12 protein-coding genes are annotated in these 11,881 nt (G+C 49.3%); 6 read left to right on the top strand and 6 right to left on the bottom strand.

Annotated features, from left to right (window positions below; genetic code table 11):
* Positions 1-66 precede the first annotated feature (66 nt).
* Genes AC566Q_RS00285 through kduD form a run of 5 tightly spaced genes read right to left on the bottom strand, consistent with a single transcriptional unit; the run spans position 67 to position 4,468 of the window.
* Positions 67-1,362 carry a TRAP transporter large permease gene (locus AC566Q_RS00285; RefSeq protein WP_499612597.1) on the bottom strand — a complete coding sequence of 432 codons (1,296 nt, stop codon included), beginning with the start codon at positions 1,360-1,362 and terminating at the stop codon, positions 67-69.
* Positions 1,362-1,850, bottom strand: coding sequence for a TRAP transporter small permease (locus tag AC566Q_RS00280; RefSeq protein WP_499612595.1), 489 nt, complete (start codon positions 1,848-1,850; stop codon positions 1,362-1,364). The genes AC566Q_RS00285 and AC566Q_RS00280 overlap by 1 nt, the downstream gene beginning before the upstream one ends.
* A gap of 1 nt (position 1,851) precedes the next feature.
* Positions 1,852-2,802 carry a TRAP transporter substrate-binding protein gene (locus AC566Q_RS00275; RefSeq protein WP_499617627.1) on the bottom strand — a complete coding sequence of 317 codons (951 nt, stop codon included), beginning with the start codon at positions 2,800-2,802 and terminating at the stop codon, positions 1,852-1,854.
* A 43-nt stretch (positions 2,803-2,845) separates the two neighbouring features.
* Complete coding sequence (gene kduI / locus AC566Q_RS00270) at positions 2,846-3,688, bottom strand: 5-dehydro-4-deoxy-D-glucuronate isomerase (RefSeq protein ID WP_499612593.1); 843 nt, start codon at positions 3,686-3,688, stop codon at positions 2,846-2,848.
* Positions 3,689-3,706: 18 nt separating this feature from the next.
* Positions 3,707-4,468: a 2-dehydro-3-deoxy-D-gluconate 5-dehydrogenase KduD gene (kduD, locus tag AC566Q_RS00265; RefSeq protein WP_499612592.1), complete on the bottom strand. Its 762-nt coding sequence runs from the start codon at positions 4,466-4,468 to the stop codon at positions 3,707-3,709.
* A gap of 170 nt (positions 4,469-4,638) precedes the next feature.
* Between kduD and AC566Q_RS00260 the strand changes: the two genes are divergently transcribed.
* Positions 4,639-5,655 carry a DUF4861 family protein gene (locus AC566Q_RS00260; protein ID WP_499612590.1) on the top strand — a complete coding sequence of 339 codons (1,017 nt, stop codon included), beginning with the start codon at positions 4,639-4,641 and terminating at the stop codon, positions 5,653-5,655.
* 35 nt (positions 5,656-5,690) lie between these two features.
* On the opposite strand, the gene AC566Q_RS00255 is transcribed toward AC566Q_RS00260, so the two are convergent.
* Positions 5,691-6,173, bottom strand: a complete 483-nt coding sequence (locus tag AC566Q_RS00255; protein WP_499612588.1) for an FxsA family protein — start codon at positions 6,171-6,173, stop codon at positions 5,691-5,693.
* 186 nt (positions 6,174-6,359) lie between these two features.
* Between AC566Q_RS00255 and cutA the strand changes: the two genes are divergently transcribed.
* The 5 genes from cutA (at position 6,360) to AC566Q_RS00230 (ending at position 11,875) form a co-directional block, all read left to right on the top strand.
* On the top strand, positions 6,360-6,701 hold the full coding sequence (gene cutA / locus AC566Q_RS00250) for a divalent-cation tolerance protein CutA (protein ID WP_499612587.1): 342 nt from the start codon (positions 6,360-6,362) through the stop codon (positions 6,699-6,701).
* Between the two features lie 4 nt (positions 6,702-6,705).
* Positions 6,706-8,544 carry a protein-disulfide reductase DsbD gene (locus AC566Q_RS00245; protein WP_499612585.1) on the top strand — a complete coding sequence of 613 codons (1,839 nt, stop codon included), beginning with the start codon at positions 6,706-6,708 and terminating at the stop codon, positions 8,542-8,544.
* Between the two features lie 193 nt (positions 8,545-8,737).
* Entirely contained in the window at positions 8,738-9,892 is a 1,155-nt protein-coding gene (locus AC566Q_RS00240; RefSeq protein ID WP_499612583.1) for a methyl-accepting chemotaxis protein, read from the top strand.
* A gap of 10 nt (positions 9,893-9,902) precedes the next feature.
* A complete protein-coding gene (locus AC566Q_RS00235; RefSeq protein WP_123324088.1) occupies positions 9,903-10,187 on the top strand; it encodes an STAS domain-containing protein in 285 nt (94 codons plus the stop codon).
* 8 nt (positions 10,188-10,195) lie between these two features.
* Positions 10,196-11,875: an ATP-binding SpoIIE family protein phosphatase gene (locus AC566Q_RS00230; protein WP_499612581.1), complete on the top strand. Its 1,680-nt coding sequence runs from the start codon at positions 10,196-10,198 to the stop codon at positions 11,873-11,875.
* The last annotated feature ends 6 nt before the right edge of the window (positions 11,876-11,881 follow it).

Genomic DNA, 11,881 nt, shown 5'->3' with positions numbered 1-11,881 from the left:
AACCGCCTTGTTACGCTACTCTCAGATTATCAGCTTGTTTGTCGATAGCCCAAACTGGCCGGGGTTTTACACCCCGAACAGCGCCGGTAATGCTTCACTAAACCAGGCCACGTAGGTTACCAGCATCAGCACCACAAACATTGCAACATAGAGTGGCAGCAACGGCCGGATTATCTTATCCAGGCGGGTTTTGGCAATAGCACAGGTAATAAATAGCACAGCCCCAACCGGCGGTGAGCACAAACCAATCGACAGGTTTAATACAATCATAATACCAAACTGCAGCGGTGACATGCCCAGTTCCGCCGCCACCGGCAGGAAAATCGGCGTAAAGATCAGCACTGCAGGGGTCATATCCAGAAATGCTCCCACAACAATTAACAGCAGATTTATCAACAGCAGGATAACAATAGGATTATCACTGACGTTCAGCAGAAAGGCACTGATATCTTGTGGGATATTGGCATAAGAAAGCATCCACGACATAGCTGTTGAGGCACCAATGAGCAGCATAACAATAGCGGTGGTTTCGGCGGATTTGAGCAAAATATCCGGCAGTTGCCTGGGCATCACTTCGCGGTAAACGCCCACCGCCAGGATCAGTGAATACACCACTGCGATGGCGCCGGCTTCAGTGGCGGTAAAGATACCACCAACAATCCCGCCGATAACCAGAAAGATTAAAAACAAACTGGGTATTGCAGCGGCTACCTGCTGCACTACCAGTTTCATTGGCAAGCGATCAGCCGTGGCATAACCTTTACGTTTGGCATGAACAAAGCAAACCATCATCAGCGCCAGCCCCACCATAATTCCAGGTAAGTAACCCGCCATAAACAGCGCAGCGATAGACACACCACCGCTGGCAATGGCATAAACAATCAGAATGTTACTTGGCGGAATTAACATACCGGTAGTAGAGGCAGCGGCGGTAACCGCTGCGCTGAAGTTCTCGTCGTAGCCCTGCTTTTTCATTTCTGGCAGCATAAAGCTACCAATAGCAGACGTAGTGGCCACAGCGGAGCCTGAAATAGCCCCAAACAGCATGCAGGACACAACGTTAACCAGGGCCAGTCCACCAGGCAGCGATCCTATCAGCGCCAGCGCGCAATTTATAAGACGTTTGGCTATACCACCACGCCCCATAATCATCCCGGATAACACAAAGAACGGAATGGCCAGCAAGGCAAAGCTGTCCAGTCCACCGGCCATGCGTTGAGCAATGGTAGTAACTGCAGGGGTGAAATCGATGCTCATCAACATGGCAGCCATGGTGGCAATGCCGATGCTGAATGAAATGGGTACGTTAAGGACCAGCAGTAAAAAGAAAGTGACTACTAGCACCAGTGCGGTGTAATCCATTATAGCGCTCCTTCTTCGTCAACCAGCCACAGGTTATGGATATTAATTAGCCCGTAGCAAATAAGCAGGATGCCAGACAGCGGCAACACCACATACACACAGCCCATCCGAATCCCCAGAGCGGCGGAAATTTGCTCCAGTTCCAGCGTCAGAGATACCAGCTGGCTCCCGCCAAATAACAGGATGGCGGCACTAAAAATAATAACTAACAGTTCAACCAGAGTGAGTATGTACTTACGAACATGCTCAGACTGCTTCTCTACAATCAGATTAAAGCCCAGATGGACTTTTTGTCGGTAGGCAAAAGCCGCGCCGAGCAAGCCAATCCAAATCAATAAAAACCGGGACAGTTCTTCGGTTACTGATGCCGGATCCTGCAGGATGTAACGGGAGATCACCTGCCAAACTACGGTCAGCAAAATGAGCGCCATGGCCAGCATCAGGGTGCCGGCCACGAGTTGATCAATGAGTCGTATAACCTTACGCATACTACATGGCCTTAATTTGAGAAATGAGTTCGCCAACGGCGGTGCCGCGCAGACTTTCGTGGAAAGGTTGTACAGCTTCAACAAACGGTTTTTTATCTGGATAAATGACTTCCACACCATCAGCTTTGACCCTTGCCAGTGAGTCTAGCGTTGACTCCTGCCAGGCTTTGCGCTGAAAAATCACCGAATCCTGCATAGCCTTATCCACCCATTCCTGCTGCTGGTCGGTCAGGTTTTCCCACACGCGCAACGACATCAGCATCACGTCGGGCACTGACGTGTGCTCATCCAGCGAGTAATAACGGGCAATTTCGTAGTGACGCGACAGGTAGTAACTGGGTGGATTGTTTTCTGCACCATCCACCACGCCTTGTTGCAACGCCGTGTAGAGCTCACCCCAGGCTACCGGCGTAGCAGCACCGCCCAGCTCACGAACAGTACGTACTGCAGTAGGGCTGTTAAGTACCCGAATTTTCATACCGGCTAAATCGGCCGGCGTTCTGACCGGCCTGTTATTGGTGTAAAAGCTGCGACTGCCCGCATCATAATAGGCAAGACCTTTGAGTCTGAAAGGCTCAACTCCAGCCAGTAGTCCTTGCCCCACATCGCTGTTAAGCACTTTCCAGAAATGGTCGTTGTCGCGAAAAATGTAAGGAATACTAAAAATCTTCATGGCTGGCACAAAGCCTTCCAGCGGACTGGCCGAGACTTTGGTCATGGATAATGAGCCAATTTGCAGCAACTCGATCATTTCGCGCTCGGTGCCCAGCTGACTGCTCGGGTAAATTTTTACGTCCATCGCACCATTCGATAACTCGCTGAGGCGTTCACCGAAATGCACCATGGCTTTGTGTACAGAATGCTGAGTATCCAGGGTATGACCGAGTCGCAGGGTAGTTACCTCACTGTCGGTGTCAGACCCACAGCTGATTAACCCAAGACTGATAACCATGACACTGGTTAATCTGACTATCTTATTAAACATCAAAACGCTCCTAGCGCAGCTCGCTGGCAGGGAATTTATCCATATCATCATAATCCAGGTTTTCACCCGCCATTCCCCAGATGAAGGCATAGTTGGCGGTACCGCAACCACAGTGAATTGACCACGGCGGCGATAATATGGCCTGATGATTTTGCACAAAGATATGGCGGGTTTCATGGGGCTCGCCCATAAAATGACTGACCGCCTGACCTTCAGGCACATCCAGGTAAAAATACACTTCGTTACGTCGGTCATGCTGATGGGCTGGCATGGTATTCCACACACTGCCCGGATAAAGCCTGGTCAGGCCCATTTGCAACTGGCAGGTTTCCACCACCCCATTGATAATTAACTGGTGTATGTCGCGCTGATTAGCCGTTTCTGGTGAGCCTAAATGCAGTACATTGGCTTCGTCCTTACCCACCTTTTTACACGGATAGCTGGCGTGGGCAGGCGCCGAATTCAGGTAGAAACACGCCGGCGTATCGCTGTTATCAGAGTAAAATGTCACCTTATGTTCACCGGCGCCAATATACAGGGCTTCACCTTTTTCCAATGCATAGGTAGTTTCGTCAACCTGCACCGTGCCAGCGCCGCCAACGTTGATCACTCCTACTTCTCTGCGCGCGGTAAAAAACGCCGATTTTAATGCATCCAGCGTGTCCAGCGTCAATCCCTTATCTAGTGGCACCGCACCACCCACCATAAACCTTTCATAGTGGCTGTAAACCCAATAAATCTTGCCTGGCTGCATTAATTTTTCGGCCAGAAAAGCATCCCGCAATGCCTGGGTATCGTATCCTTTGGCTTCCTGCTGGCCAATGGCATAACGGGTTTCGTATTCAGTCGTCATGATTCTGTGTCCTGTTATTTAGCGGGCTAAAAAGCCCCCATCAACGGCCAGTATGTGGCCGTTGATATACTGGCTGGCCGAACTGGCTAAAAACACCACGGCCCCTTTTAAATCATCCGTTTCACCCCAACGACCCGCCGGGATACGCGCACAGATTTCATTACTGCGCGAGGTGTCGTCCTGCAAAGCCTGGGTGTTATCGGTGCGGATGTAGCCTGGCGCTATGGCATTCACCTGCACGCCTGACGCCCCCCACTCATTGGCCAACGCCTTGGTTATACCCGCCACTGCATGCTTACTGGCCGTATAGGCAGGCACGGTAATTCCGCCGCTGTAGCTGAGCATGGAAGCGATATTTATGATCTTGCCACTGCCCTGTTCAACCATTTTTTTGCCCAACTGCTGGCAAAGCAGAAAGCTGGCATCGAGATTTACACTGAGCACATTCTGCCATTGGGCTAACGGATACTCAGTAGCTGGACTACGAAATATAGTGCCGCCATTGTTAACCAGAATGTCAATGCCTCCCCACAACCTCAGGGCATCATCGGCAAGCGCCTGTACGGCTTGCATATCGCTGAGGTCGGCATGTAACTGGTCAACTTTTACCGTGCCCATGCTGGCAATTCTGGCCACAGTTTCGTCGCACCCACCGGGCCGGGAGCTGACACAAATCACATCGGCACCTGCCTCGGCTAAAGCCACTGCCAGGCCTTGCCCTATGCCTCTGCTGGCACCGGTAACCAGAGCACGACACTGGGTTAAACTAAAATCTGGCATGTTACCTCTTGCATAATTTTGCGTTTTTCCATTTCAGAAGATGTTAGCAGGTTCCCCCATGGAACAAACATTGTTAACAATATTTAAAATAATTGCCACCGGTGGCAATTGTCAATATGATTAACTAAATTTTTACGATTGATTATCTAATGCTAACCACGGAGAAAACCATGAAACGGCACCTCGTAATATCGCTAATCGCCGCATCCATACTGCTCTCGGCCTGTTCTGATAATACCCAGCCGGAGGCCCAGTCGACGACTCAGTCATCGGAAACACCATCCGTTACAGCAGAACAACCCGTCGTAAAAACCCATGCCGAGCTGTCGGTCCGTCAGGGCGGACAATGGCAGGATACCGAATATGTTGCCGACGATTTTCAGTTTACTTCAGTAGAGTCCTTTACCTCGCCGGAGCAACTCACCGATCATTCTTACTACCTGCGTTATGAAGGCCCGGGCTGGGAGAATGACCTGGTTGGCTACCGCCTGTATCTGGACTGGCGCAACGGTATCGACGTATTTGTGAAAACCACTACCGACATGGTGTTGCCCCAGGTCGGCCAGGATGGCTACGACAGTTATCACGAACTTAGCGACTGGGGCGGAGATGCTCTGAAGGTAGGCAAGTCGGTTGGCCTGGGCGCGCTGGGACGCTGGGTTGACGAAGGTGTACAGCACTTTAAAGAGGTCGACGCAACACACTGGCGCTTGCTGGAAAATGGCCCGGAGCAAAGTCAGTTTGAAGTGAGGTATGACGGCTGGACGGTTGACGGAATCAGCGCAGATGTCAGTACGGTGTACTCCATTAAAGCCGGCGATCCAAGCACTCTGGTTGAGGTTGAGTCATCGGTTGCCATGGACAACCTGGTTACCGGACTGGTGAAGCACGAGGACGTGGAATATATCGAGAAAGAGAGCCCGAACTGGAAAATGATCGCCACCTACGGCAAGCAGAATCTGCTGGGAGATGATTTGGATTTAGGTATGGCGTTGTTTGTGCGTAAAAGCGATGTAGCCGAACAATTTGTCGGGCCTCACGATTATCTGTTTAAGTTTAAGCCTGCTACATCCTATCAGTATGGTTTCTTTGCCAGCTGGCCAGGCCATCCCGACCAGGCCCAGAATCAACACCAGTTTGAGGCCTTTATGGAAGCGAAACTGGCGGCTCTTGAAGCATCACTGTAGGCAGAAGCGTTGACCGGAAAGCTCAGCGTCTGCGGTTATTTCAGGCGCTTATCCGGATCGTTTTCAGACTTATCGGTATACTCACCCTCGATAGTATCGCCATCATCGTGAGCTGAGGGGCGGCTGGTATACTGATAAGTTGACTGCTGCGTAGCATTAAACGTACGCACCGTAAGATGACTGGCCGCTCTGCTGGCAATAACTTTGCGGGAAAAGGGCAGCGCAAAGGCAAAACCGACGATATCGGTAATAAAACCCGGAGTAACTAACAGCACGCCGGCAATTACCAGCAGCATACCTTCCATCATTTCTTTGCCCGGCACCTGATTCTGCGCCAGTTTCGCTTGTGCGGTCTGGAGTGTTGAGATGCCTTCCTGACGAACCAGATAAGCTCCCACAAAAGCGGTGACTACGATTAGCCCAACCGTATTCCAGCCACCGATTAAGTCACCCACCTGCAGCAACAGCGAAATTTCAGCGATTGGCATGACAATAAAAAGTAATAATAAAAAGCGCAAAGTACGTTTCCTGTTGCAGTCTTAAGTTTCAGTTAATCAAGATGGGGCACAATTATGTAAACCCAAGTCATCGTATCGTATATTTATCCCGTACTAACGATGATCGACTTGTCATAGACCCGATTTTCTCGGTAAAGTGCCGACCAGCCGGATAAGTTGAATTATAATTGGGATAAACCCGGTCCTATGAAAATTATGACAGATCTTTGCATCGTATATTGCACTACGGATTCGCGGCAAAACGCAGAAACCATTGCTAATCAGTTGCTGGAGCAAAATCTTGCTGCCTGTGTGCAGATAATGCCGGGGATGACCTCGGTTTATCGCTGGGATAATCAGGTGATGCAGGCTCAGGAATTCCTGATCCTCATTAAAACCCACCAGCACAGGCTTGCACAAGCAGAGCAACTGGTAACAGCACTTCACAACTACGACGTGCCACAGTGGATTGCCGTACCGGCTTGTGCAGCGAGCGAAGCTTATAGCTCCTGGATAGAACAGGAATTAAACATTGAAAAGAGGAAGTAATTCGGTGAATCAGTCCCGGCTAGCAGTAATCACCCTGACATTTTTTGCTATGTTATTCACGACACTGGCTTCGGCCCAGTTAAGTGACAATAACATGGATGACCTATTCAGTGACGAACCGTCATTTCTCCCGGTAGAAGAAGCCTTTGTTTTTGACTTTTCACAAAAAGACGACACCCTGGTGATTCGTTTTGACATTGCAGACGGCTATTACCTTTACAAAAAGCAATTTAAGGTGTCGACCAAAAATGCCACGCTAGGTGAACCGGTATTCCCTCCGGCTGAGCAGATTGAAGATGAGTTCTTTGGTATATCTGACGTGTTTTATAACACGGTGTCGTTCAGTTACCCCATTACCGAAACCGTGCAGGATGGCGTGGTTAAACTGCGCTATCAGGGCTGTGCCAGCGCCGGGCTATGCTATCCACCCACCACCAAAGTGATTTATCTTAACGAAATTCAGGGTGCCAACGTCACCGGTGAGTTAAGCGGTGGCGAAACGCAAGCCTCTCAGACCTCTGAGCAAACAGTCAGCGAGCAATACGATCTGGCTAACCTGCTGCAATCCGATGAAAACCTGCCTCTTACTCTGTTGCTGTTTTTAGCGCTGGGGATAGGACTGGCGTTTACGCCCTGTGTGTTCCCCATGTATCCCATTGTATCGGGTATCGTTATCGGTCAGGGCAAAGACATTAAAATGTCCCGCGCGTTCACGCTCGCTTTTGTGTATGTGCAGGGCATGGCCATCATGTACTCATTGCTGGGCCTGGTGGTTGCCTCTGCCGGCGTGCAGTTTCAGGCATCGCTCCAGAGTCCGTATATCCTCGGCACCTTTATAGTTGTATTTGTAGCGTTGGCCGCCGCAATGTTTGGTGCTTACGAGATTCAGTTACCCAGTAAGTGGCAGGAAAAAGTCAGTGGCATGAGCAACGCTCAGCAGCGTGGCAGCCTGGTGGGCGTGTTTGTGATGGGTATTCTGTCTGGCTTAATTGCCTCCCCCTGCACAACAGCGCCACTCACCGGTGTACTGATATTTATCGCCCAGAGCGGCGACATGACACTGGGCTTCCTTGCCCTGTACGCGCTGAGTCTGGGGATGGGAATTCCGCTGATTATCTTTGCCATGACCGGGGGTAAGTTACTGCCGAAAGCCGGTAACTGGATGAACATTATTAAAACCACCTTCGGCTTTATGTTGCTGGCCGTAGCGATTGTGTTTGTTGAACGACTGTGGAATTCAGACTACAGCATGCTGCTCTGGTCGGCGCTCGGTCTGGGGGCTTTCAGCTACTATCAGGTTGTTAATCAGCCAAGTGCTGCCACCTTTGCCAAAGGCGTACGGTCGCTGGTGATTTTTCTGGGTCTGTTTATATCCGCGATGCTGGGCTATAACGCTTTGTTTGGCCAGAGCAGTGGGCACTACGAAACCGCCGGAACATCCGCCGGAGCAACCTCCAAGCCAGCTTCTCATCCAACCTTTATGGTAGTGAAAGACCTTGAGGATTTTGAACAAAAGCTTGCCGCCGCCAACGCAGAGGGTAAGTCAGTTATGGTTGATCTCTACGCGGACTGGTGTGTGGCCTGTAAAGAGTTTGAAAAATACACCTTTGTTGATCCGGCCGTTATTGACGCACTGAGTAACACCGTGTGGATGCAGATAGATTTAACCGACAACACGCCAACCAACCTGGCTTTTCAGGATGCCTTTGACGTGTTGGGATTACCCACTATTTTACTGTTCGACGAAGCTGGCAATGAGCTAATCAAAGCCCGGGTAACGGGTTTTATGAAAGCTGAACCCTTTGCTCAACATGTAACAAAGGCATTAAGTAAAAATCAATAACTTAACATTTAAATTTATGTTTAAGCAATTTAGATTAAACCTTATTTACTTTAATCTATATTAGAAAAACCTATTAATCATCAATTAGTTGCAACTACTCACAAAGGTAGTTGCAACACTTTCAATACTTCCCTACAGTAGCAGCATATATGTACTACAATTCATAGCGTTAGCCTGTGGATTAGAGAAAGTCATGAATAAATATTTTGTTGTAGGGATAGCAACAGTCGTTGCTCTGATTCTCGCTCATTTTGTTTCCGGCGTAGTTGGAGTGCTCGTTCTCGCTGCGGCAGTATTCGCCTACGAGTATCTGGCGCCATCGTCAACAGTAAGCAGTGTTGATGTGCCACAAAACGCGTCATCTGCGCCAGCCACCACTGCAAGTCCGCTTGCGGCAGAGCCTGCGCTAAACAGTGTTGCACAAACATCAACAGAAGTGCTGGCCGACTGCGAGTCGAGCCTGGCCAATATCATCTCCACCCACAATGACGCAGTGGATACGCTTAGCACCAGCTTTATTGGCCTGCGAGGCCTGGTGGATCAGCAAAGCAATACCATTTTGCAGTTGATCAAAGCCGACGACGAAAGCGATGAATTGTACAGCGATCGAATGCGCAGTTTTGCTGAGCGAACCGGCGTAACCCTGGACCGCTTTATCCAGAGTACCGTGGATATGTCGGCCGGGATCATGGAAATCCTCGAGCAAATTACCGCCATTAACGACACCGTACCGTCGGTTATTCAGGCGCTGAAAGATATCGACAGTATTGCAGCGCAAACTAACTTGCTGGCGCTGAACGCTGCCATTGAGGCTGCCCGGGCAGGAGAACATGGCCGTGGTTTTGCCGTAGTGGCAGATGAAGTCCGTAGCTTATCCAATCGCTCAGCTCAGTTCAGCGAATCGATTCAGACCCAGATTAACAGTATCAATGACAAAATTTCCTCGCTGAGCGACCGAATCGGCGTACTGGCTGCCTATGATGTGAGTTATGTTATTGAAGCCAAAAAAGATATTAATCAGGCGCTGGAGGGTATAATTGTTAAGGCCGAACATGATCAAAATATCACGTCGGGCCTCCATGACCTGTCGATTCAGTTAAACTCGGCACTGGATAATGCCACTCGCAGTCTGCAATTCGGCGACATTAACCGTCAGTATATTGAATACACCATTGGCACCGTTACTTTGCTGAACATGAACCTTGCCGATCTGATGGACGATACTCACCGCCAGGCGTTTTTAAACGACCCGGAACAGTTTAAGCAAAAAGTAAAATCAGAGTGGGCGGCACTGCATAACCCCGTATCATCTTCTTCTGTGGAAGCAGGTGAGATTGAGTTGTTTTAACGGAGCATCAATGAATTCAACAATTTCAGTCCCGGAACGCTTTGACTTTAGTTTTCATAAGTCTTTTACCGAGCAATACAACCAGATTCTGGAAAACAATAAAGGCGGTCTGATTACCCTGGACTTTTCAAAAGTACTTTATCTCGATAGTGCGGCACTTGGCATGGTGGTATTGCTGAAAAAGCGCGCTAAAGCCAATGGCTGCGATGTCGAAATTGCCAGCGCTAAAGGCACCGCTCTGGAAGTCCTCGAAATTGCCAACTTTGATAAAATGGTTACGATCCGCAAAGGGTAAATACCGTTATGAACTCACAAGAAACCCCCAAACCAACAGAATCGGTACTGGTTGTCGACGACGATCCGATATTTTGTGAGTTGTTAGTTTCCGATTTAATGCTCAGGGGCGTAAAGGTCATTTCAGCCTTTGCACTTGAGGATGCCCGGGAAGTGCTTAAGAAGCACCACTTTGACGTGGTGATTCTGGATAATCACCTGCCGGATGGGCAGGGCACAGACTTGCTACCCGATTTGCAGCAAATGGAACCGCCGCCCTATGTAATCATGGTATCCATTGACGACCAGCTTAATAGTATCAGTAATAGCTTTAATCAGGGCGTGCATGATTACATTATTAAGCCAGTTAGCATTGAATTATTATGGGAAAAGATCCGTAACCTGTTGACGTTCAAACGAACCAGCCTGGACCTGGCTAATAAATATCAACTGTTACAGCAGTTACTCAGTGAAAAAGCGCAGGAAGAAAGCCTGGCCCAGCACGTTTATCAGAACATGGCCAACAGTCAGTGTGACTTGCCGGATTTTGCCGCTGTGCGTAGCCGGCCCATGACAAATTTCAGTGGCGACACTATTTTTTCACCACCGAATCCCTCTGGCAAGATTCAGCTTATTCTGGCAGATGCCATGGGTCATGGCCTGGCTGCAGCGATTTGTATTATCCCCATCGTCACGACAGCCAAAGCCATGGCGATAAAAGGTAAAGCTATCGAAGAGATTTTTCACGAGATCAACCGCAAGCTGTATACCGAGATCCCGGACGACCGCTTTGTCGCACTATTAGGCATCGAAATTTGCCCTTACTCCTCTACGGTCACCATTGTAAATGCGGGGTTGCCGGACGTCTTGTGCTGTTGTAAGCAAGGTGAGGTAAAACGATTCCGTTCGAAGGCCATGCCTCTGGGTATCATGGAGCCCAATGAGTTCAGTATTCAACCTGAGCAAATTCCGCTGGAAGAAATTCAGCAACTGGCACTTTACACCGACGGCGTAATAGAACAAACCAACCCGGCCGGTGAAGCCTATTCATCAGCCAGATTAATCTCACAAGCCGAGCAACTGGCAGGGAATGCCGAAAGCCTGATCCACATTATGGATGATTGTCTGCAGTTTGCTGAGGGCAATGCCATTGAGGATGACATTACGCTTTGTGTGATTAATGGCGAAGCACTGCGCAGTCAGCTACAAACCCGCACCCAAGAAGAGCCAGTGAGTTTTGGTGAGATAGATTATCAGTTTTGCATTCGTGGCAAAGTCATCGCCAGTCTTGATGTGCTTAATCAGGCCATGAGTATCATGCAAAATTCAGGGTTGCCCAGAGATCTGTGCCAAAAAGCGTTTACCGTGCTGGCCGAACTTATCAATAACGCCCTTGATCATGGCATCCTCCATTTAGACTCTAAGCTCAAAAATGACTTTGAAGGATTTGCTACCTACCTGGCATTGCGTGAAGAGCGTTTGAGCAGCCTGACAAATAATGACCAGTTAACCATACAAATTTACACAAATTCGACTACGTTTATAAAGATATCAGTGGAAGACTCCGGTTCGGGTTTTGCGCTGTCTGACAACTCTGCCGATCAGCAAGGTCTTAGCGGGCGAGGCCTCGGACTTGTTGAAGCAATCTGTCAGACAGTCGAGCGGAATGCCAAAGGCAATCGAACTACCATTTCCATAGCAAGGAATTAATACAGA

Source organism: Alteromonas sp. H02 (assembly GCF_059682525.1).
The sequence above is the reverse complement of the archived record's forward strand: the minus strand, read 5'-3'. Positions and strand labels throughout refer to the sequence as shown.

Bases quoted from the DNA above. Each gene is read 5' to 3' on its own strand.
- AC566Q_RS00275 (WP_499617627.1), bottom strand. From the start codon at position 2,802: ATGGTTATCAGTCTTGGGTTAATCAGCTGTGGGTCTGACACCGACAGT.
- kduI (WP_499612593.1), bottom strand. From the start codon at position 3,688: ATGACGACTGAATACGAAACCCGTTATGCCATTGGCCAGCAGGAAGCC.
- AC566Q_RS00260 (WP_499612590.1), top strand. From the start codon at position 4,639: ATGAAACGGCACCTCGTAATATCGCTAATCGCCGCATCCATACTGCTC.
- AC566Q_RS00235 (WP_123324088.1), top strand. From the start codon at position 9,903: ATGAATTCAACAATTTCAGTCCCGGAACGCTTTGACTTTAGTTTTCAT.
- AC566Q_RS00285 (WP_499612597.1), bottom strand. From the start codon at position 1,362: ATGGATTACACCGCACTGGTGCTAGTAGTCACTTTCTTTTTACTGCTG.
- kduD (WP_499612592.1), bottom strand. From the start codon at position 4,468: ATGCCAGATTTTAGTTTAACCCAGTGTCGTGCTCTGGTTACCGGTGCC.
- cutA (WP_499612587.1), top strand. From the start codon at position 6,360: ATGAAAATTATGACAGATCTTTGCATCGTATATTGCACTACGGATTCG.
- AC566Q_RS00280 (WP_499612595.1), bottom strand. From the start codon at position 1,850: ATGCGTAAGGTTATACGACTCATTGATCAACTCGTGGCCGGCACCCTG.
- AC566Q_RS00230 (WP_499612581.1), top strand. From the start codon at position 10,196: ATGAACTCACAAGAAACCCCCAAACCAACAGAATCGGTACTGGTTGTC.
- AC566Q_RS00240 (WP_499612583.1), top strand. From the start codon at position 8,738: ATGAATAAATATTTTGTTGTAGGGATAGCAACAGTCGTTGCTCTGATT.